Here is a 21,076-nt window from a genome sequence, read left to right as displayed (position 1 = left end):
GCAGGGGCACCGCCCCCTCGTTCAGGCTGTCTGGGTGGCGACCCCGGCCGACTCGAAGCTCGCCATCTCGCTGAGCACCGCGCACGCCGACTGCAGCAGCGGCCAGGCGAGCGCAGCGCCCGAGCCCTCGCCCAGGCGCAGGCCCAGGTCCAGCAGCGGCTCGGCCTGCATCTGCGCGAGCATGAGGCTGTGGCCGCGCTCGCCCGATCGGTGGGCGAACACGCAGCGCTGCAGCACGGCCGGCTGCAGGCGGCTGGCCACCAGCACGGCGGCGCTGGTGATGAAGCCATCCACCACGATCACGCGGCGCTCGGCCGCGGCCTGCAGCACCGCGCCCACCAGCGTGGCGACCTCGAAGCCGCCCAGGGCGGCCAGCGCATCCAGCGGGCCGGTGGCCCCGGCGTTCACGTCCAGCGCCTGCTGCAGCACCGCGCGCTTGCGCTCGATGCCGGCCGCATCCAGCCCCGTGCCGGCGCCCGTCACCTCGGCCAGCGGCAGGCCGGCCAGCCGTGCCAGCAGCAGCGAGGCCACGGACGTGTTGCCGATGCCCATCTCGCCCAGCAGCAGCGCATTGCCGGGCAGGCCGCGCACCACCTCCGCGCCGTTCGCCAGGGCCCCAGCGCACTGCGCCGCCGTCATCGCGGGCCCGACGGAAGCGTCCTGAGTGCCCAGCGCCACCTTGCGCAGCAGCAACTGCGGCTGGCCGGGCGCTGCCTCGCGCGCGGCGATGGGCTTGGCCACGCCGCAGTCCACCACCGTCAGGCCCAGGCCGTGCTGGCGCGCGAGCACGCTCACGGCGGCGCCACCGGCCAGGAAGTTCTCGACCATCTGCCACGTCACGTCGCTCGGAAACGCCGACACGCCCCTTGCGGCCAGCCCGTGGTCGCCCGCGCACACCAGCATCTGCGGCGCATGCAGTGCAGGCGTCTCGGTGCCCAGGATGAGCCCCAGGCGCAGCGCCAGGCGCTCCAGCAGCCCCAGGGAGCCGAGCGGCTTGGTCTTGTAATCGATCACGTGCTGCAGGCGGCTGGCCAACGCGGCATCATGGAGGTCATCAACGGGTGGAAGAATGAAAGGTGCGGTCATGGTGGTAGAGAACACGAAGAAAGATGCCGTGCACGCAGCGGCACAGCGGGGTTATGCGAATGAGGCCCAGACATACGCGCGCGGCCGGCCCGACTACCCGGCGGCGCTGTCGGCCTGGCTGGGGCAGACCCTGGGCCTGGGCCCCGGCCGCCAGGTGGCCGATGTGGGCGCGGGCACGGGCAAGTTCACCGCGCTGCTCGCGGCCACCGGGGCCGGTGTGGTGGGCGTGGAGCCCGTGGATGCGATGCGCGCCAGGATCGATGCCCTGCAATTGCCCACGGTGCGCGCCGTGGCGGGAACGGCCCAGGCCATTCCGCTGCCGTCCGGCGCGCTCGATGCCCTGGTCTGTGCGCAGGCCTTCCACTGGTTTGCCACGAACGAGTCTCTGGATGAATTCCACCGCGTGCTGCGCCCCGGCGGCCGGCTTGGCCTGGTGTGGAATGTGCGCGACGAATCGGTGGACTGGGTGGCGGAACTCACGGACATCATCACGCCCTTCGAGGGCGATGCGCCGCGCTTCTACAAGGGCGACTGGCGCCGGCCCTTCCCGCACCCCGGCTTCAGCCCACTGGCCGAGACCCGGCTGCCGCATGAGCATGTGGGGCCGCCACAGCAGGTCATCATGGACCGCTTCATGTCGGTGAGCTTCATCGCCGCCCTGCCCGACAGCGAGCGGGCCCAGGTGCGCGCACGGATCGAGGCACTCATCGCCCACCACCCCGCGCTGCGCGGGCAGGGCACCGTGCGCTTCCCGTACACCACGCTCGCATACCACTGCGAACGGGTGTAAAGCACCAAGGCCCGCCACCGCGGCAGCCCTACGCGGCCACCAGCGCATCCAGCACCCCGGGCGTGAAACAGGGGCCGATGGCGTGCGCCAGGCCGTCGAACACGCTGTCGAGCGTGGGCACCGGCGCGGCGAGCCGCGCACCGAACAGCGCCTGGAGCGCCGCCCCGTCCTCGAACAGGCCGTGCAGGTACACCCCCAGCACATTGCCCGCCGCATTGCTCCAGGCCAGGCCTGGCATCACCTCGTGTGCCACATCGCCCTTGGCCGCCATGGCCGGGTGCTGCGCGGTCTGGCCGTGGTGGATTTCATAGCCCGCCACCTCCACCCCCGACAGCGCCCCCCAGGCGCCCGGCAGCACACCGCAACGCGCGCGCGTGAGCCGCACCGTCTTGTCGCGCGCGAAGGCGGTGACCAACGGCAGCAGGCCCAGGCCGGGCGCATTGCCGTCGATGCCCTCGGTGTCGATCAGCGCCTCGCCCAGCATCTGCAGGCCGCCACACACCCCCAGCACGGCCCCGCCCCGCGCGGCATGGGCCGCGATGGACTGGTCCAGCCCCTGCGCGCGCAGCCAGGCCAGGTCGGCGGCCGTCGCCTTGGAACCGGGCAGCACCACCCAGTCCGTGGGCTTCAGGCCGCCCAGGTCGGCCGGGCTGCGCGCCCACAGCAGGCGCACGCCGGGCACGTTCTTCAGGGGCTGGAACTCGTCGAGGTTGCTGATGCGCGGATAGGCCACCACGGCCACGGTGGTGTGCACGGTGCCGGCCGAGGTGCTGCGGTCGTCGAACACGCCATCCTCCTCGGGCAGGCCATGGCGCCAGTGCATCGGCACCGTTGCCACGGTGGGCACGCCGGTCAGGTCCTGCAGCATCTGCGGCGCGGGCGCCAGCAGGCGGGCATCGCCGCGGAACTTGTTGAGCACGAATCCATGGATCAGTGCGCGCTCGTCCTCGGGCAGCAGCGCCCAGGTGCCGTACAGGTGCGCAAAGGCGCCGCCCCGGTCGATGTCGGTCACCAGCAGGCAGCGGGCGCCGGCATGGCGCGCGACGCGCATGTTCACGATGTCGCTCGCGTGCAGGTTGATCTCGGCGGGCGAGCCCGCGCCTTCGATCACCACCACGTCGTTCTCGGCGCGCAACGCATCAAGCGCGGCGGCGATCTGCGGCCACACCTTTTCGCTGCGGCCGCGCCAGGGCATAGCCGTGAGCTCCGCGCTCACCTGCCCCATCAGCACGACCTGGCTGTGCGTGTCGGCCTCGGGCTTGAGCAGCAGCGGGTTCATGCGCACCTCGGGCCCGGCGCGGGCCGCGAGGGCCTGGAAGTACTGCGCGCTGCCGATCTCGCCCAGCAACCCGCCGGGGCCGGGCACGACGCGCGCGTTGTTGCTCATGTTCTGCGCCTTGAACGGCGCGACCTTCAGGCCCAGGTTGCTGTAGTGGCGGCACAGCGCGGTGGTGAGCCAGCTCTTGCCGGCGCCGCTGGTGGTGCCCAGCACCATCACGCAGCGCGCCATGCGCGGAGAAGTGGATGCGTTCAAGGCAGGGGCCTCACCATGCGGTCCATGATGTGGTCGAGCGCCGCCGCCGCGTCGGTGCAGCGGCCGGTGTGCACGGGCGATGTCTGGATGACGGCGCTGCGCCTGGCGGTGAGCCAGTGAAAGCGCGAGCGGTAGGGCAGCCGCGCAATCGGCCCGCAGCCCTCGTCCCCGGCGCAAATGGCCACGATGGCCGCCAGGTGGCGGCGCACGGTGTCGATGTCGGCCCGCGGGTCGATGGCCAGCAGGCGCGCCTCGTCGAGCGCGATGGCGGCCTGCAGGAAGCCGCTGCGCTGGCACGAGAGGATCACGCCCGCGTTGATGAACTCCTCGCGCTCCACGCGCGGCACCACACGCACGATGGCGTAGTCGTACACCTCAGCCGCGTGCATCGATGGCCCCCTTCACCCAGGCCTCGCGCCCCGCGATGCGCGCCGCGAAATGGTCCACATAGGCCTGGCGATGGCTGGCCGGGGCCGACAGCGGGCCCTCGGCATGCTCGGCGCCGGCCAAGGCCAGGAATTCATCGGGCACATCCGCCAGGATGCCCGTGAGCACCTCGCGCGTGAGCAGCGCCGCCAGTTCGCCGTCCACCTCGCCAATGGCCGTGGCGCGGTGCAGCAGCACATGGTCGGCAATCGGCGCGAAAGGCCTGGCGGGCTGCGCCACCGCGCCATTCCACGCATGGTGGAAGGTGAGCGAGGCGCCATGGTCGATGAGCCAGGGCTTGCGGTGCCACACGAGCAGGTTGGTGTTGCGCGCCGTGCGGTCCACATTGGCCACCAGGGCATCGAACCAGACCAGGCGCGAGGCGAAGTCCTCGGACACCTCGTCCACCGCGGGGTCGAAGTTGAGCGCGCCCGACAGGTAGTCGAGCCCCACGTTGAGACCGCCGCTGGCGCGCACCAGGTCCTGGATCTCGGGGTCGGGCTCGGTCTGGGCCAGGCCCGTGTCCAGCTGGGCGAGCACGATCTCGGGCACGGGCAAGCCCAGGGCCCGCGCCAGGCCCCCGGAAATGAGCTCGGCCAGGAGGGCGCGCACGCCCTGCCCCGCCCCCCGGAACTTGAGCACGTACAGCCCGAGGTCGTCGCCTTCGACCACGGCGGGCATGGATCCGCCTTCACGCAGCGGCGTGACGTAGCGGGTGACGGTGATGGTTCGCACGGGGGCCGGGCCTCCTGAAGAGATAGGGAGAGGAAGATGCATGGATGAATCCGGCATGGTAGCGCCCGCGCGGCGCGGGATCAGCGCCCCCATGCCTGCAGCAAAGCCTGTTGCGACGCTGGCGGCAGCACCCCCAGCCGCACATGGCCCGGCAGGCCGAACGAGGTGCAGTCGCGCAGCTTGATGCCCTGGCCGCGCAGCCCGGCCAGCCGTTCGGCCAGGGACTGGGGATCGGGCCCGCCGTCAGGCCGGGCGCAGAAGTAGTTGGCCTGGCTGCCCGCCCGCACCGCCCAGCCCAGGCCCGCGCACAGCGCCAGCTGGCGCGCTTTCCAGTCGCGCAGGGTGGCAAGGCTGCCCACCACCCACTGCTGCACGGCGGGGTCCAGCCAGGCCTGCAGCAGGGCCACGCCGTGCGCGCCCAGCGGCCACGAGGGAGCCAGCGCAACCAGTGTGTCCACCTGCCCTTCGGCACCCGCGGGCGCCACGGCATAGGCCGCACGCACGCCGGTGAGGCCCAGTGCCTTGTTCGGCGTCCACACCTGCCAGCAATGGGCCGGGGTGGTGGCGGGCCGGCCGGTCCAGGCGCCCGGGCCCTCCAGCCGCAGCGGCGCATAGGCGCAGTCGAGCACGCGCAGGACGCCGGGGACGCCGCCATCGGCCGGCGCATGCCAAACATGCGCGGCAGGGTCTGGCCGGCCCAGGGGACTGGAAGGGTCGCAGGCCCACTGCAAGCCCGCCAGGCCCGCGCCCGCTTCGCCTGCGCGCGCCAGTGCCAGGCCCCGCGCCTGCGCGGCCTGGGCGTAGTCGCCATAGCTGTGCGCGGGCAACGCGACCTGCACGCAGCCCTGCTGCACGGCCAGCGCAGTGATGCGGTGGATGAACTCGCTGGCGCCGCCCGCCAGCACGATGCGCCGGGGGGCCACGCCGTGGAATGCCCCCAGGCCCTCGCGCAGGGCGGTGTAGGCCGGGTCGGGGTAGCGGGTGGCATCGGCCGCCCGCACGGCATGCAGCGCCCCCGGGCATGGCCCGCAGGCATTGCTGTTGGTGGAGAAGTCATGGAGCGCGGCGCCCATCGCATCCGGTCCGCCGTGCTCGGGGGCGGCCGCGCTCCAGCGCAGGGGCCCGCTCATGCCGTGCACACCATCACCAGCAGCAACTGGGCGGCCGCCAGCAGCGGAACCAGCGCCAGCACCGCGTTGCCGCCCAGGCGCGCCGCGCGCCGCGTATCCAGCGGACCGGCCGCGCGGCCCGCTCCATGCAGCGTGTACACGCCGGGCTTGGCCAGCCGCACCCCGAGCGCCAGCGCCATGGCCGCCATCGGCCAGCCGCTGTTGGGCGAAGGCGTCTTGCGGGCCTGGCGCGCCAGCGTGCGCAGCCGCATGCCGCGTGCGCCGGCCACCAGCAGCAAGGCGGTGATGCGCGCCGGCAGCCACGACAGGACATCATCGGCATGCGCGGCCCATTTGCCCGCCCACTGCCAGTAGCGTCCCCCGCGCATGCCGGGGTAGCCCCACATGGCATCGGCCGTGTTGGCAAAGCGGTACAGCGCGGCACCGGGCAGGCCCAGCAGCACGAACCAGAACAGGGGCGCCACCACCGAATCGTTGAGGTTCTCGGCCAGCGATTCGATGGCCGATTCACGCACCTCGACAGCGCTTAGGGCGCTCACGTCCCGGCTCACCAGCCGCGACAGGCGCGCGCGCCCTTCGGGCAGCGACTGGCCCAGCGCCACCTCCACCGCCAGCACCTCGTCGCGCAGCATGCGCCAGGCGAGCAAGGGCTTGAGCAGAAAGGCCAGCACGGCCGCGGCAAGCAGTTCATGCAGTGCGAACGCCGCATGCTGCAACACCGCGGAAACTATCAAAACAATAGCTGCCAACGCACACCAGACAAGCGCTGCAAGCCAAAAACATCTCCAATCCTGCGCCACGGGCACCGTGGGGGCCAGCCGCTCGCCCCCGCGCTGCAGCGCCTTGCCCATCCACACCACGGGGTGCCAGGCCGCGGGCGGCTCGCCCAGCCACCAGTCGATCACCAGGGCCAACGCGGGTACCCACACCAGCACGCGCCATGCGGCCCAGCCCGCGCCGGGAACCAGCCCCGCGACTACGCCGTCCATGCGCCTCCCGCATCGCGGGCCGGCCCCTGGGCGCGGGCGGCGCGCCGCCGTGGCACCAGCACCCGCCACGCGATCACGCACGAAGTGGCACACAGCGCGACACCCAGCAGCGAAAGCCCGACGATCAGCCAGGTGCGCAGCACAGGGCGCGCGAGCAGCGGCGCGAAATCCAGGCTGTGCAGGCCGTGGTACAGCACGCGCTGCCACGCCGTGCCCGCGTCGGTGCGCAGCACGATGCGGCCCGACGCCGGGTCGGCATACACCGCCACCCCGTCATCGGCCCAGCGCGCGCGCCACACCGGCAGCGGCCGCGTGTGCAGGGCAGCGCCGTCCTGGCGCCGCGCATAGTAAAGGTCGTCGTAGTGCTCCATCTTCTCCACGGCAGGTGCCGGTGCTTCGGGGCGCAGCATCTGCAGCCGCGCGCGCAGCATGGCGTCGGGCAGTGCCCGCGCCATGGTGGCAGACGGACCATCCGCCCGCACCAGCCATTGTGAAGGAATGCCCGCGGATTCCCGGCCACGCACCCGGTACCAGGCCTGGCCCGCGATGCGCAGCAGATCCAGCTCCTGCACGACCATGCCCTGCGCCGCCGCCAGCACCACCGCATCCCGTGGCCCCCGGCTGAGCGGGGCGGGCTCACCGGCCCACTGCGCCCGCGCCTGGGGCCCCACGGCCGCGCCGCCGAACACGCCAAACGGGTTCATCGACATCAACCCCGAGAACATCCAGGTGAGCGTGAACACCGCGGCCACCAGGCCCAGGATGTGGTGCCAGCGCATCCAGAACCTGCGGTACGGAATCCACCGCTGGCGGTTCAGGAACAGCTGCCAGACGCCGAGCACGATGCCCGTGGCGGCCAGCAGCACCCCGGGGATGGAAAGCCACACCACCACGTGGTGCCAGGCCCTGGGGAACTGCCGCAGCACGGTGGGGTAGATCCAGTGCGGCACGGCGCCCACCCAGTTCCAGAAGCGTTCGGCGCGGCGCGTGTCGCGCACCACCTCTGCCGCGCCGGGCGAGACGTACAGCTGCAGTCCGTCATCGCCGTCCAGCAGCACCTTGATGAGGGGACGGTGCACATCCAGGCCCTGCGGCACCGTCCACTGGTCGCGCTCGACCCACTCGGTGCCCGTGGCGCGGCGGCCGCTGAAGGCCTCGGCCACCCGGGCGGCCGCGTCCGGCGACAGCGGCGCGAGCAGCGTCCCGCTGCGCGCGTCCACGGTGCGCCAGCGCGGCCTGGCATCGGGCTGCGGCGCACGCGCCACGGCGCGTGCCGGCACCGCGTCTTCCGTGGCCAGCAGGCGCCACACCGGCGCATCGCCCAGCATGCCCAGGCGCGCCTCGCCGCCCACCGCAGGCCGCAGCCCCGCGCGCTGGGCGGCATCCTGCGCCGCAAGGCAGCATCCCGGGCCTTCCAGCGTCAGGGCGGGCAAGGCGGCCAGCCGCTCCGCCGCCGTGAGGCTGGGGAACGGCACGAAGTACAGCACCACCCCGCTCACGAACCACATGAGGAAGAACAGCGCCAGCACCACGCCCAGCCACTTGTGCACGAAGATGACGAGCTTCTTCAGCATGCGCCGCGCCTTGCCCGGTTCGCCGCGATCAGAACGTTGCGCGCGCGGTCAGCTGCACGGTGCGCGGCGCACCCAGCAGCCAGCGCGCGTTGGCCGTGCCGGCCAGCGCATAGTCGCGGTCGGCCAGGTTCTTCACGGCCAGGCCGAGCTTGAGGTTGCGCGAATGGTCGTAGGCCAGCGAGGCATCCAGCACCACATACGACGGCAGTTGCGTGGTGTTGGCGGTGTTGCCCTGGCGCGCACCCACGTAGCGCGCGCCAAAACCCGCCTGCCACTGCGGCAGGAAGCGGTAGGTGGTCCAGATGCTGGCGGTGCGCTCGGGCACGCCGGTGGGCGTGTTGCCATCGCGCGAGACCAGGGCGCCGGAGACCAGTTCCTTGAATGCGTCGTAACGCGCACGCAGCAAGGCGGCATTGGCGTCGATGGTCCAGCCGCGCACGGGCTCGGCCGCGAAGGCCAGCTCGATGCCGGTGGAGGACTGCTGGCCCACCTGCTGCGAGAGGTTGGGGTTGCCGGCGTCGCGCGACAGCAGGTTGCGTTTTTCGATCTTGTACAGCGCCACGGTCCACTCCCCGCGCACGGCGGGCACCGCGCCCTTGGCGCCAACCTCGACCTGGCGGCCCTTGGTGAGGTCGAAGGTGTTGCCGCCGCCCGGCAGCGACAGCGCGCCGGACAGCGGGTCGGTGCCGGTGCCGAACTGGCCGTAGAGCGACAGCGCCTCGCTGGGCGACCACACGGCGCCCAGGCGGCCGGTGACGGGCGAATACTTCTTGACCAGGTTCACGCCCGTGCGCAGGTCGGTGGTGTCAAGCTCCATGCGGTCGCTGCGCAGGCCGGCCACGAGCTTCCATTCCTTGGTGAGGTCGAGCGCGTTCTCGGCGAACAGCGCGGTGGTCTGGAGTTCGGACGCGCGGCCCGGGAGGGTGGGCACGGGGCTGATGAAGCCGCCCGGGGCGAAATTGAACGGGTCCACCGTGCTCGCCCCGCCGTACGGGGAGTTGTTGGTGTGCAGCAGCCTGGTGCGGTACCAGTCCAGGCCCACGATGAAGCGGTTCTTCATGCCGCCGAGGTGGCCGTCGAACGCGGTGTCGAGGCGGTTGCCGGTCTGCTGCTGGTCGTGCAGGATCTCCAGGTAGTCGCTGCGGTTCACGGCCGTGCCGGCGGCGTTGAAGGCATAGGCCTCGGCATTGCGCCAGTGGCGGTCGGTGGTCAGGTGGTAGGTCTCGTTGCGCAGGCGCACGCCGGCGGCGGCCTGCCAGTCGACCTTGGCGCGCCAGATGCGGTCGTCGTACTGGACCACCGAGTCGGCCACGTTGAAATTGGTGCGGCGCAGGCGCTCGTCGAGCACGCCATTGCGCAGCGGGGTGCCGAAGTAGCGCGCATCGTCGTTCACGCCACCGTCCAGCGACAGGGTCACATTCAGATCGGGGCTGGCGCGCACGGCCAGGGCCAGCGCGTAGTTGTGGCGCTGCGTGTCCATGAACTGGCGGTAGCCGTCGCTCTTTTCGGCATCGAGGTAGACCGAGTAGGCCAGCACATCGTTGATGGGGCCGCGCAGGCCCACGCCGCCCTGCACGCTGCCGAACGAACCCACGCTCAGGAACGCCTCGCGCTGCGGCGTTCCGAAGACCGGGCGCTTGGTCACGTAGTTCACGGCCGCGCCGATCGCCCCGTCGCCATAGAGCACCGAGGCCGGGCCGCGCAGCACCTCGACCGACTCCATGGGCCAGGTCGAGAACGGGTAGGTGATGGTGCCCGAGGCCACGATGAGGCGCGTGCCGTCCACCATCTGCGCCACCGAGCTGTGGCCCGCAAAGCCGCGCGCCACCAGGCTGGTGCCGCCGTTGCCGGGGGCCGGCGCCTCGGTGATGCCGGGCATGCGCACGGCCACGTCCTGCGCGCGGGTCAGGCTGCGCTCGGCGATGTCGGTCGCGCCCAGGCTGCTCACGCTGGCGGGCGTCTCGCGTGCGGTGAGGCCCAGGCGTGAGCCGGTGGTGCCAGGCAGGTCGAGCCCCAGTGTGCTGCCGGCCGTTTCACGCGGCGCCGTCACCTCCACCGGCAACAGGGTGGCTGACTCGGCCGCAGCCGGTGACTGCATGCCAACAGACCAGAGGCACAGGGAAATGGAAGTCAGGGAAACGCGCATGGAACAGGACCTTGGAAAAGCGGAAGGGCGAAAGCATAACGCAACCAAGTTGCATTATCGACGCAAAGCGACTTTGAACGTGCTCAGTCCTCGATGCCACGCTGCGCGGGAATGCCCGCCTTGAATGCGTGCTTGACCATCTGCATCTCGGTCACCGTGTCGGCCAGCTCGATGATCTCGGGCGGGCAGCGGCGGCCGGTGAGGCACACATGCACCTCCTTGGGCCGCTCGCGCAGCGTCTGCAGCACACCCTCCAGCGGGAGCCAGCCGTAGATCAGCGGGTAGGTGATCTCGTCGAGCACCACCAGGAAGTGCTCACCCGACAGGATGGCGGCGCGCGCCTTCTCCCAGCCGTCGCGCGCCAGCTGGGCCGAGTGCTCCAGGTCCTTGCTCTTCCAGCTGAAGCCGTCGCCCAGGCCCTCGATGGGCAGGCCGAGCTGCTCGAACATGCGGTGCTCGCCGAAGCGCGCGGTGGGCACCTTCATGAACTGGAAGATTTTCACGGCCTTGCCCCGGCCGTGGGCGCGCAGCGCCAGGCCAAAGGCCGCCGTGCTTTTGCCCTTGCCATCGCCGGTGTTGACGATGACGATGCCGCGGCGCTCGCCCTCGGGCTTTTCATAGCGCTTCTCGGTGGGTGGGGTTTCGATCTGCATGGTGGGGGTGCTTTCAAGAAGGGTCGATTCACGCGCGGGCCAGGCCGGGCGCGGCGGACAGTGAGAACGGACGGCGCGCCTGCCACGCAGCGCCCGCCAGCACCACCAGGGCCATGACCAGCAGGGCCACGATGCCGGCCATGCGCTCCACGGGGCTGGGTTCTTGGGCGGTGTCGGGGGCATCGCGCTCGGGCTGGCGCTCCAGTAGCACGCCCATGGCGGGCACGGTGGGTGCGGCGGGCGGGGCTTCTGCCTGGGCGGGTGGCGCAGGCAGGTCGGCAGCAGGCGGCACGGGCCGCGGCGCCGGCGCGGCAGGCGACTGCGGCGTGGCCACGGCCATCCCGGCGGGCACGGACTCTACTGCTTGCACATCCTGTGCGGCCTGCTCCACCCAGCGCCGCACGCTGGGCAGCTCGGCCGCCAGCGGGGCCGCGCGCGTGAGCTCCTGGTACATCTGCGCGAGTTGCTTTTGCGTGGCGGCATCGGCCTGCCAATAGCCCTGGCGCTGCGCCTGCACCAGGCGCTCCAGCGACTGGGCATAGGCCTGCGGATGCTCCTTCAGCCATTCGGGCAGGCCCAGCTGGTGCTTGTCGCGCACCAGCACGTCGTAGAAACTCTGCCAATGGTCGCTGCGCACCGTGTCGGGCGCCACGGCCTGCCAGCCCCAGGCGAACTGCACGGCCTTGAGCACCTGCAGCGTGCCCGAATAGCCCTCGGCCTTCTGCGCCTTGAGCCAGCCCGGGTGCAGGTAGCGCGACTGCATCTCCAGCGCAATGGCGCGCTGCGCGGTTTCGGTGGTGGGCTCGCTCACGTCCTGCAGCTGGGCCACGTGCAGCTCCAGCCCCTGCGACCGGCCGGCCACGCGGGCTGCGGCCGACAGGCCGCCCAGGTACTGGAACGGGTCGTCCGAGCTGACCATGGCGTACAGGTTCGAGCTGCGCGACAGGATGGCGGCGTCGGTACGGCGCAGGTGGGCCCCCAGCGCCTTCGCGGCCGTGCCGCCCGCAACCCCCGTCACCGGCTCGCCCTCCAGATAGGGCTGGCTCATGCGTTCGAGGAACATCTGGCCCAGGCGCGCATCGTTGGTTTGCAGGCCGTCGCTCTGCACCGCGTCGGACAGGCCGGTGCCATAGTCGCCCACCGCGTTGCCGAACGAGCGCACGCGCGCCAGTTGCTCGGCCTGCGCGCGGGGCACACCCTGCTTGCGCAGCTCCTGGCCGATCTGCTCGGTGTTGCGCGCAATCACATTGCCGGGCTCGGCCGTCGCGGCCTGGGCCACGGCGCGGTCGAGGAGCGCCATCAGCGCGGGGAACTGGTCGCGGTACGAGCCGGTGATGCTCATGAGCACATCGACGCGCGGGCGTTTGAGTTCTTCTGCGGCAATGGCCTCCACACGCACCGGGCGGCCCGAGTCGTCCCACACCGGGCGCATGCCCAACGCCACGAGGGCCTGCGCTTCCATGATCCCCTGGTGGCGCAGTGTTTCGCCCGCCCACAGCGACAACGCCATGCGCTGCGGCACCTGGCCGCCATGGCGCGCCTGGTAGTCCTTGAACCAGTCGTTGAACAGCGTCTGCGCCACGGCATAGGCCTGGCGCGTGGGCAGGCGGCTCGGGTCCAGCCCCGTGAGGTTGCGGCCCGTGGGCAGGCTCTCGGGGTTGCGGATCGGGTCGCCGCCGTACGCAGCGGTGAGGAAACGGCCCTCCAGCCCCGCCAGCAGGCCGGGCATCTCGCCTTCGGTGGCCAGCAGGCGCTCCAGCTCCTGTGCGCGCTGGGCCAGTTGCAGCAGCGCGGGCGTGTCGATGGGCTTGCGCGCGGCGCGGTTGGGCACATGGTCTTCGGCGCGCACCACGTCGGATGCGCCCGCCGCACCCGGCGTTGCAGCTTGCGCTGGCAGCACGGGGCGCAGGTCCAGCACGCTGGCGGCCTGCGCGTCGGTCAGCGCCACTTCCAGCCAGCGTGCGGGGCGCGCGGCCAGCACGGCATCGTGCTTGATGAGGAAGGCCTCGTCGATGTCTTCGCCCAGTGCCTCGATCAGCGGCTTGCGCAGCGCCTGCAGGATGGTCTCGCGCCGCTGCTCGGGAGCGGGCACGCGGCCGAACACGGCCAGGCCCTTGGGCTGCGAGCTTTGTGCGAGCTGGTCCAGGTAGGGGTGCAGGATTTCCAGGAAGCCGCTGAAGTCGGCCGCGATGCGCTCGGCGCTCCAGCCCAGGTCGCGGTGCAGCTGGTGCTCCACAAACTGCGCCACCAGCTGCTTTTCGAGCGCGCGGCGCGTGGGGCCTTCGTCCACGGTTTCCCATTCGTGCATCACCTCGTGCATGTGGGCCATGCGCGCCTCGAAGCCTGCAGGCGCGAACACGGGCGTGCGGTGGCTTACCAGCACGGCGCGGCCCCGGCGCTTGGCCGTGAGGGCCTCGCCGAGGTTGTCCACGATGTAGGGGTAGACCACGGGCAGGTCACCGAGTGGCAGCAGCGCGTCGTCGTGCACATCCAGCGCACGCGCCTTGCCACCGGCCCATTCCTGCGTGCCGTGCGTGCCGAAGTGGATGAGCGCATCGGCCTCCAGCTGCGCCCACAGGTACACCGCCAGGTAATGGTGCGACAGCGGCGCCTTGCTCTTGTGCATGAAGGGGTTCTGGCCCAGGCGCAGGGTTTCCTCACGCGGGGGCTGGGGCAGCACGGCCAGCTGGCCCACCTGCAGGCGTGGGATGGCGAACACTTTTTCGCCCTGCCACTCGACCACGTAGCGGCTCTTTTCGGGCGCGCCCCAGTGCGCGTTCATGCGCTCGCGCACGGCCTTCGGCAGCGTGGCCAGGTGCTGCTCATAGCGCGCCAGCGGCAGCGCGGCGGCCTGGCCGTTTTGCAGCAGCGCGCGCACATCGGCGCCGGGGTAATAGGCGGCCAGCAGCGGCTTGAGCCCGTCGATCCAGCCCTGTTCGGGCACCGGCTGCGTGCGGTAGCCCGCCTGGGCCAGGCCGCCAGAGACCTGCTCCAGGCTGCGCGGCACGTTGAGGAACGATGCGCCGAAGTTGGTGCCGCCCGGTGGGTAGTTGTAGACCATGGCCACCAGGCGCTTGTCGGCGGCGGGTTGGGTCTGCAGCGCGATCAGGCGCCGCGCCTTGGCCGCCACGGCCTGGGCCTGGCGCTCGATGAGGCGAAAGTCGCGGCCCTCGGCGCCGTGGGCGGCGACCAGGACCGGGTCGATGGCACCCGCCGCCTCGGGCTGCGCCAGATAGAACGGCACATCGGACAGCGACAGGCCCGTGTCGCTGGCCTCCCACGCAGCGGCATCGCCCGCGCGGTAAGGCTGCGTGCCCAGCAGGGGTGCGCCCCAGCGGGCCAGCAGCGGCTGCAGCGCAGCGGCCTGGGGCACGAGCTGGTGCAGCACCAGGGCAGAGGCATGCAGGCGGCCGGGTCCGGTGCCGCTCTCGGGGGGCAGCTCCAGCACCTCGGCCAGGGTCTGCGCCGTGACCTGCTGGCCGAACGCCGCATAGGCGAACAGGCCTTGCTGGCGGAAGCTGCGCAGCCAGGCATCGAGCCATTCGGTGCTGCCATCGACAAAATGGTGGCGGTGCACCAGCACGGCCACCGCCGGCAGGCCGCGCAGCGACGCGGGCTGGCCCTGGCGCCATGCCTCGAGCGCCATGGCGTTGGGCAGCAGCCGGGGCGCGTCGGGGTGGTAGATACCCCGGGTGGGCAGGATGTCGGGCGCGTGCAAGGCGGGCATGGCAGCACCCGCCACGGTGGCACGCGCCAGGGCGATGGCGCCCTTCAGGTTGCGCGGGCCACCCGCCTGCAGGTAGGCCACCATGCGGGCGGGCGTATCGAGCGCGATCAGGTCGGCGGCGGGCGTGCCCGCAGGCACCCAGACCACACGGCCGGGTGAACGTGTGGCACGGGCATCGAGCTGCGCCCCGGCCATGCGGCGCAGGCGTGCCTCCACGCTGGCATGTGGCGCGTCCACCCACACCAGCGCAGCGCCCGCCAGCGCGCGCTCCAGCGTCCGGGCCTGTGCTGCGTCGAGCACCGCCGGCCCGGCGAGCGGGTAGTCGATGTGCGCAAAGCCCAGGCCTGCCTCGGTGGCCAGGCGCTGCACCATGGCCGTGCGCGTGGCCGTGGTGATGTCGGAGGTGAGCCACAGCAGCACGGGTGCGGCCTTGTTGGCGCCAGCTGCGCCCTGGGCCTTGTCCGCCTGCACGGCATGCACCAGCGGCGCAGCCAGCAGCAGGCACCAGAGTGCCGCGCGCAGGATCAGCGCCTTCATGGCTTGGCGAGTGCCGGCGTGGCGGAACCACCCGCGCCACCGGCCGAAGCGCCGGCAGGAGCAGCGCCCGTTTCAGGGATGTAGACGATGTTGCCGTCTTCGAGTTGGTAGGCCACGCCCGCGCGCACGCCCTGCCCTTGCGCCGCGCTGCCCGCGCCCTTGAAGCGCACCTCCTTGCCCTGCTCGCGCACCACCACTTCCATGTCGGGCTGGCCGGGGTTGCGGATGATGGTGACGCTCTCGTTGGCGCTGGTCTGGGTCTGCACGGCCACGGCCGTGAGCAGCGCTACCACGAGCACCAGGAACACGTCCACCAGGTTCACGGCCGACAGCATTGGGTCGTCGTCGTCTTCGGCCAGCACATTGAGGTGGCGAAGGCTCATAAGACACCTCCGCGCTGCGCGCTGCGTTGTACCGCTTGCTTGGGGCGGCCCGGCGCGGCGCTCATTGCGCCACCCCACGCTCCTTGCGCACCACCAGCAGCTCGGCCAGCAGCCAGCGGCGGCGCACCGAGTACACCACCAGGCCCACCGACGCGGCGGCCAGCGCCAGCACCACGCCCGCAAACGCGCCGCTGAACACCGCCAGCGCCTGCTGGCCGTTGCCCGCCGCCACGCTCTGCAGCGCGGGGCCCAGCGGGATCATCGTGGCGATCAGCCCCAGCATGGGCGACAGACGGCTGAGCAGGCGCACGGGCTCCACCTGGCGCACCAGTTGCAACTCCAGTTCTTCCATCGACAAGCCAGGGGCCACCCGCAGCGAGCGGTACTGCGGCTGGCGCCAGCGCTGCCAGGCTTCCATCAGCGTGGCGCCGCCCGACCACAGCGCGTAGACAAACGCCAGCCCCACCAGCACCAGCACCGGCCACAGCAGCGACTGCGCGACCTGCGAAAAACCCGATTCGATGTTCATGCTTGCACTTCCTTCATTCCTTGGTTGTTGTTCTTGCGTTGCAGGGACGGCAGCGCCATCCACATGCCATCCAGATGCCGCACGTGGATGCGGTGGTCAAACACGCTCTCCAGCGCCGCGTGCGTGGCGGGGGCATCGCAGGCGCCCTGGTGCAGCACGCGGCCATCGGCCATCACCACCATGTCGTCGGCCTGCAGCGCGAGCGACACCTCGTGCAGCACGCTGACCACTGTGCCGCCCGCATCGACCAGCGCGCGCATGGTGTGCAGCCAGTCGGTCTGGTGGGGCGGGTCGAGGTTGGCCAGGGGCTCGTCCATCAGCAGCACCTGTGCCTGCACGGCCAGGGCGCGGGCCAGCAACACGCGCTGGCGCTCGCCGCCCGACAGCTGCGCCAGCGGGCGGTGGCGCCAGTCCCAGGCCTGCGTGGTGCGCAGCGCCTGCTCGACCGCTGCGTGGTCGGCCGCACCCGGCGGTGCCAGCCAGGCCTGGTGCGGCAGGCGGCCCAGCATGGCCACGTCGTAGCTCGTGAGGTCGTCGGCCGAGCCTTCGTTCTGCCCCAGCCAGGCGAGCTGCCGGGCACGTTCGCGTGCGGGGATCTGCGCGAGTGGGCGGCCCAGCAGCAACACTTCGCCCCGCACCGCAGCGCGCGGCAGCAGGCCCGCCAGCACCTTGAGCAAGGTGGACTTGCCCGCGCCGTTGGGGCCGACGATGCTGGTCCAGCGCCCGGCAGGCAGTTGCAGGTCAATGCCCTGCAATATCAAGCGATTTCCGATGCTGGCGCTTATCTGGAAAGCGCTGATAGCTACTGAATTCATAGCGAACCACCTTGCGACGTCCGCCGGTGCATGAGCCACAGCAGGTAGGTACCGCCCAGCGCCGCCGTGAGCACGCCCACGGGCAGCTCCTGCGGTGCCAGCAGCCAGCGCGCCAGGATGTCGGCCGCCAGCAGCAGCACGGCGCCCATCAGGCTTGCGAGCACGATGTGCCGCTCGTGCGTCACGCGCACGATGGAGCGCACCAGGTGTGGCGCGGCCAGCCCCACAAACGCGATGAGCCCTGTTTGCGCCACGGCCGTGCCCGTGGCCAGCGCCATGGCGGCCACCAGCCCGACGCGCATGGGCATGAGCGGCAGGCCCAGGCTGGCCGCCGTGGCCTCGCCCAGCGTGAGGCCGTCGAGCGCGCGCGCCAGCATCCAGGCGACCACCGAGCACAGCCCCCAGGCCACGGCCATCAGCACACAAGCCATCCAGCCCACAAAGGCGGTGCTGCCCAGCGTGAACGCCTGCATGGCCTGCAGGATGTCGGGCGAGGCCAGCTCCACCAGGTCACGCAGGGCCCCCAGCACCACGCCCACGATCACCCCCGCCAGCAGCAGGCGCAACGTGTGCTGCACGCCCTTGGCGAGCAGCAGCGTGAGCACCACCGCCCCCGCCGCGCCCAGGAAAGCCATGCCCGTGATGCCGATGCGGGCCATCCACTGCGCGGCCACCGGCGACACCCCGAACAGCGCCATGGCGACGGCCCCGCCCAGTGCCGCCCCCGAGGCGCTGCCCAGCAAATACGGGTCGGCCAGCGGGTTGCGGAACAGCCCCTGCGCCACAGCACCCGACAGGCCCAGCAGCGCACCCGCCAGCCACGCGCCCAGCGTGCGCGGCAGGCGAATGTCCCACACGATCTGCCAGGCGACGGGGTCGCCGTGCATGCGCAGCACGCTGTCAAAACCCGTGCTGCCCACGCTGGCGCCACACACGGCCAGGATCACACTCGCAAGCAGTAGCCAGGCGGCACACCATGCCGCGCGGCGGCTGGCGGAACCGGTTGGCAGGTCCATCGGGACGCTGGTCATGGGGCCTTGTCCACCAGGCAGCGCGCCATGATGCGCGCGGCCTCGGCCATGCGCGGGCCAGGTCGCACCACCACGTCCGAATCACCGGGGCCGAACACGCACAGCCGGTTGTCGCGGATGGCACGCATGCTGGCCCAGCCGGGGTACGGCACCATGGCCTGCATGCTGCGGTTGCCGATCATGATGATGTCGGGGTTGGCGCGCACCACAAATTCGGGGTTCAGGCGCGGGAACGGACCGAGCGACGCCGGCACCACGTTGCGCACGCCCAGCCGGGTGAGCGATTCCCCGATGAACGACGCCTCGCCCGCCGCGTAAGGCCCCCGGCTCACCTCGAAGTACACACGCGCATTTTTGGCCTTGGGTGGCAGGGACTGCGCCGCCGCCAGCACGCCCGCATCGATCACGCGCCAGAGGCGGTCTGAGCCTTGCGCGCGGGGCACGCCCAGCAGGTCGCTCACGGTGCCCAGCACGCGGCGCACGTCGGCATGGGTCTTGGGCTCCAGCTGCACGACGGTGAGGCCCAGCGCCTCCAGCCGGTCGCTGGCGCGCGAGCTGACGGACATGAGCACCAGGTCCGGCTTGAGCGCGACGATGGCCTCGATGCTGGGATCTATGCCGCCGCCCATCTTGGGCAGCTTGCCGACCACGGCCTCGGGCCAGTTGGAATAGCGGTCCACCCCCACGAGCCGGTGGCACTGCTCCAGCTCGCACACGCTTTCGGTCAGCGAGGGCAGCAGGCTCACGATGCGCTCGGGCGGGCGGGGCAACGCGATCTTGCGGCCCTTGTCGTCGGTGATCTGCACAGGCTGCGCCCGCGCCAGCCCGGCCATGAGCAGGCCCAGCAGCAACAGGATGGCGATCACCCACAGGATGCGGCGCACGGGGGTGGGTTTCATCAGCGAGGTTCTTTCAAAGTGAGGGGCAGCCCGGCGGCCATCAGCGTGACGCGCGGGCACACCTGGGCCACCTGCTGGTTCAGCGTGCCCAGCGCATCCACGAAGGCGCGCACCTCGCGCCCCATCGGGATGACCCCCAGGCCAATTTCGTTGCCCACCAGAACAACGGGGCCGGGGGATTTCCGAACCGCTATCAAAAACATAGCTGCCTGCGCTTGCCAATCAAGCGCTAGAGCCTGTTTTTGTTCAAAACTCATGGTTTCCACACCCATGGGCATGGTCCAGTGGGTGAGCCACAGCGTGAGGCAGTCCACCACCAGCAGGGTCTGCGATGTGCTGTGCAACGCCACGGCAGCGGCCACATCGTGTGGCTCTTCCACCGTCTGCAGACCCGGCACCCGTTCGGCGCGGTCCCGCTGGTGGCGGGCGATGCGCTCACGCATCTCGTCGTCCCAGGCTTGCCCCGTGGCGATGAGCACGGCGCGGTGGTCGCTGGACTGCGCCAGCCAGTCGCGCGCCAGCAGCTCGGCGCGGCGCGACTTGCCGCTTTTCTGGCCACCCAGGATGAGTTCGCTGGTGATGGGGTGCGGGGTGGGAGTCATGCCGAGACGCCTCCCAGCAGATGCGCCACGGCCTCGGGGCTGGACGGAAACCACGCATGGAAGTAGCTGGCGTGGAGGCTGCCCTGCTGGTACAGCGCCTCGCCCGCATCCGGCGCAACCGCTTCATGGGGGCGGGCCGTGCGGGCCACCACGGGGGCGCTGCTGTCGCTGGTCGAGTAGTGGAAGGTGTGGCCGCGCAGGGTGTGCCCCGCCACCGCCAGTTGCTGCGGCCCGAGCGCCGCCAGGCGTTTTTGCATGGTCACGCGGCCGGGCAGCAGGCCCCACAGCGGGGCCGTGCCACCGTCGGCCAGCGTGATGGAATCAAACAGCGCCATCATGCCGCCGCACTCGGCCCACAGGGGTTTGCCCGCGGCCCCGTGGGCGCGCAGGCTGGCCTGCATGCCGGTGTTGGCCGCTATCTGCGCGGTGTGCAGCTCGGGGTAGCCGCCGGGCAGCCACACGGCATCGCAGTCGGGCAGCGCGGCATCGTGCAGCGGCGAGAAGAACACCACGCGCGCGCCCATCTGTTCAAGGCATTGCACATTGGCGGCGTAGATGAAACAGAACGCGGCGTCGCGCCCCACGGCCACAGTGCGGCCGGCCAGCAGCGGCGGCACCGTGTCTGCCACTGCGGGAGCCGGAAACTCCACGGCCCAGCGCTGCAGATCCTCCAGCGTCATCTGGCCCAGGGGCGTGGCCGCCAGGGCATCGGCGGCGGCGTCCAGACGCTGCAGACTGTCGGGCAGCTCATGCGCCGCGACCAGACCCAGGTGGCGTTCGGGCAGCAGCGCCGCACCGGCCTTACCGGTGGCGAGCGCAGTGCCTGTGGCCTGCACGCGCATCAGCGCCCCCATCCAGTCCTCCGCATCGTGCAAGCCACCCTGCAGCATGTCGGCGTGGCGGGCACTGCCCACGCGGTTGGCCAGCACACCGGCCCAGGGCAGGCCCGGTCGGTAGTGGCGCAAGCCGTAGGCCAGCGCGCCAAAGGTGCCCGCCATGGCCGAGGCATCGACCACGGCCAGCACGGGCACACCAAAGTGCCGGGCCAGGTCGGCCGCGCTGGGGGTGCCATCAAACAGCCCCATCACCCCTTCGACCAGGATCAGGTCCGACGCGCGCGCCGCGTCATGCAAACGCTGCGCGCAGTCCGCCTCGCCATTCATCCACAGGTCGAGCTGGTGCACCGGCGCTCCGCTGGCCAGCTGGTGCCAGTGCGGGTCCAGAAAATCCGGCCCGCACTTGAACACCCGCACCCGCCGGCCCTGCCGCGCATGCAGGCGCGCCAGGGCCGCGGTGACGGTGGTCTTGCCCTGGCCGGAGGCCGGGGCGGCAATCAGCAGCGCGGGGCACCTGGTCATTTCAGCAACCCTGTGGGACACATTCCCGGCATGCCGATGAAACTGGCACGCACGAAGCCAGTGCCACCGTGGAACTGGCTCCGCCAGGCCCCGGGTGGCATCCCCCCGTGGGGGGAAGGCGCGCAGCGCCTC

General features: G+C 71.5%; 18 protein-coding genes. 1 reads left to right on the top strand and 17 read right to left on the bottom strand.

The annotated features are described in order from the left end of the window. Positions 1-21 precede the first annotated feature (21 nt). Positions 22-1,086: a nicotinate-nucleotide--dimethylbenzimidazole phosphoribosyltransferase gene (gene cobT, locus AC07OD_RS01970; RefSeq protein WP_492246017.1), complete on the bottom strand. Its 1,065-nt coding sequence runs from the start codon at positions 1,084-1,086 to the stop codon at positions 22-24. Between cobT and AC07OD_RS01965 the strand changes: the two genes are divergently transcribed. Beyond that, positions 1,085-1,876, top strand: a complete 792-nt coding sequence (locus AC07OD_RS01965; RefSeq protein ID WP_218294170.1) for a class I SAM-dependent methyltransferase — start codon at positions 1,085-1,087, stop codon at positions 1,874-1,876. The genes cobT and AC07OD_RS01965 overlap by 2 nt on opposite strands. A gap of 28 nt (positions 1,877-1,904) precedes the next feature. Here the strand turns inward: AC07OD_RS01965 and AC07OD_RS01960 are convergent, their stop codons facing one another. From AC07OD_RS01960 to AC07OD_RS01885, 16 genes are all read right to left on the bottom strand, one after another. Then, entirely contained in the window at positions 1,905-3,371 is a 1,467-nt protein-coding gene (locus AC07OD_RS01960) for a cobyric acid synthase (RefSeq protein ID WP_492246089.1), read from the bottom strand. Between the two features lie 35 nt (positions 3,372-3,406). Then, a complete protein-coding gene (locus AC07OD_RS01955) occupies positions 3,407-3,799 on the bottom strand; it encodes a DUF3037 domain-containing protein (RefSeq protein WP_218294169.1) in 393 nt (130 codons plus the stop codon). Beyond that, on the bottom strand, positions 3,786-4,571 hold the full coding sequence (locus tag AC07OD_RS01950) for a HipA family kinase (RefSeq protein ID WP_218294168.1): 786 nt from the start codon (positions 4,569-4,571) through the stop codon (positions 3,786-3,788). The genes AC07OD_RS01955 and AC07OD_RS01950 overlap by 14 nt, the downstream gene beginning before the upstream one ends. Before the next feature lie 80 nt (positions 4,572-4,651). After that, positions 4,652-5,701 carry an aminotransferase class I/II-fold pyridoxal phosphate-dependent enzyme gene (locus AC07OD_RS01945; protein WP_494594828.1) on the bottom strand — a complete coding sequence of 350 codons (1,050 nt, stop codon included), beginning with the start codon at positions 5,699-5,701 and terminating at the stop codon, positions 4,652-4,654. Beyond that, positions 5,698-6,690 carry an adenosylcobinamide-phosphate synthase CbiB gene (cbiB, locus tag AC07OD_RS01940; protein ID WP_218294167.1) on the bottom strand — a complete coding sequence of 331 codons (993 nt, stop codon included), beginning with the start codon at positions 6,688-6,690 and terminating at the stop codon, positions 5,698-5,700. The genes AC07OD_RS01945 and cbiB overlap by 4 nt, the downstream gene beginning before the upstream one ends. Further along, the gene (locus tag AC07OD_RS01935; RefSeq protein ID WP_494594826.1) at positions 6,678-8,264 is read right to left on the bottom strand and encodes a PepSY domain-containing protein; all 1,587 of its coding nucleotides are present in this window, start codon (positions 8,262-8,264) and stop codon (positions 6,678-6,680) included. Before AC07OD_RS01935 ends, cbiB begins: the two co-directional genes overlap by 13 nt. A 28-nt stretch (positions 8,265-8,292) precedes the next feature. Further along, on the bottom strand, positions 8,293-10,362 hold the full coding sequence (locus tag AC07OD_RS01930) for a TonB-dependent receptor (protein WP_494594824.1): 2,070 nt from the start codon (positions 10,360-10,362) through the stop codon (positions 8,293-8,295). Positions 10,363-10,493: 131 nt separating this feature from the next. Beyond that, positions 10,494-11,063, bottom strand: a complete 570-nt coding sequence (cobO, locus tag AC07OD_RS01925; RefSeq protein ID WP_218294164.1) for a cob(I)yrinic acid a,c-diamide adenosyltransferase — start codon at positions 11,061-11,063, stop codon at positions 10,494-10,496. A gap of 28 nt (positions 11,064-11,091) precedes the next feature. Next, the gene (gene cobN, locus AC07OD_RS01920; RefSeq protein WP_494594822.1) at positions 11,092-15,327 is read right to left on the bottom strand and encodes a cobaltochelatase subunit CobN; all 4,236 of its coding nucleotides are present in this window, start codon (positions 15,325-15,327) and stop codon (positions 11,092-11,094) included. After that, entirely contained in the window at positions 15,324-15,710 is a 387-nt protein-coding gene (locus tag AC07OD_RS01915) for a DUF2149 domain-containing protein (RefSeq protein ID WP_494594820.1), read from the bottom strand. The genes cobN and AC07OD_RS01915 overlap by 4 nt, the downstream gene beginning before the upstream one ends. A 61-nt stretch (positions 15,711-15,771) precedes the next feature. After that, a complete protein-coding gene (locus AC07OD_RS01910; RefSeq protein ID WP_008906167.1) occupies positions 15,772-16,239 on the bottom strand; it encodes a hypothetical protein in 468 nt (155 codons plus the stop codon). Next, positions 16,236-17,054 carry an ABC transporter ATP-binding protein gene (locus tag AC07OD_RS01905; RefSeq protein ID WP_494594817.1) on the bottom strand — a complete coding sequence of 273 codons (819 nt, stop codon included), beginning with the start codon at positions 17,052-17,054 and terminating at the stop codon, positions 16,236-16,238. Before AC07OD_RS01905 ends, AC07OD_RS01910 begins: the two co-directional genes overlap by 4 nt. Continuing rightward, the gene (locus tag AC07OD_RS01900) at positions 17,051-18,085 is read right to left on the bottom strand and encodes a FecCD family ABC transporter permease (RefSeq protein WP_494594816.1); all 1,035 of its coding nucleotides are present in this window, start codon (positions 18,083-18,085) and stop codon (positions 17,051-17,053) included. The genes AC07OD_RS01905 and AC07OD_RS01900 overlap by 4 nt, the downstream gene beginning before the upstream one ends. Beyond that, complete coding sequence (locus AC07OD_RS01895; RefSeq protein WP_492246029.1) at positions 18,082-18,984, bottom strand: ABC transporter substrate-binding protein; 903 nt, start codon at positions 18,982-18,984, stop codon at positions 18,082-18,084. Before AC07OD_RS01895 ends, AC07OD_RS01900 begins: the two co-directional genes overlap by 4 nt. Continuing rightward, positions 18,984-19,586: a bifunctional adenosylcobinamide kinase/adenosylcobinamide-phosphate guanylyltransferase gene (locus tag AC07OD_RS01890; RefSeq protein ID WP_494594814.1), complete on the bottom strand. Its 603-nt coding sequence runs from the start codon at positions 19,584-19,586 to the stop codon at positions 18,984-18,986. The genes AC07OD_RS01895 and AC07OD_RS01890 overlap by 1 nt, the downstream gene beginning before the upstream one ends. Next, a complete protein-coding gene (locus tag AC07OD_RS01885) occupies positions 19,583-20,944 on the bottom strand; it encodes a cobyrinic acid a,c-diamide synthase CobB (RefSeq protein ID WP_494594812.1) in 1,362 nt (453 codons plus the stop codon). The genes AC07OD_RS01890 and AC07OD_RS01885 overlap by 4 nt, the downstream gene beginning before the upstream one ends. Positions 20,945-21,076: the final 132 nt, after the last annotated feature.

It is taken from the genome of Acidovorax sp. GW821-FHT10E03 (genome assembly GCF_059415205.1).
The sequence above is the reverse complement of the archived record's forward strand: the minus strand, read 5'-3'. Positions and strand labels throughout refer to the sequence as shown.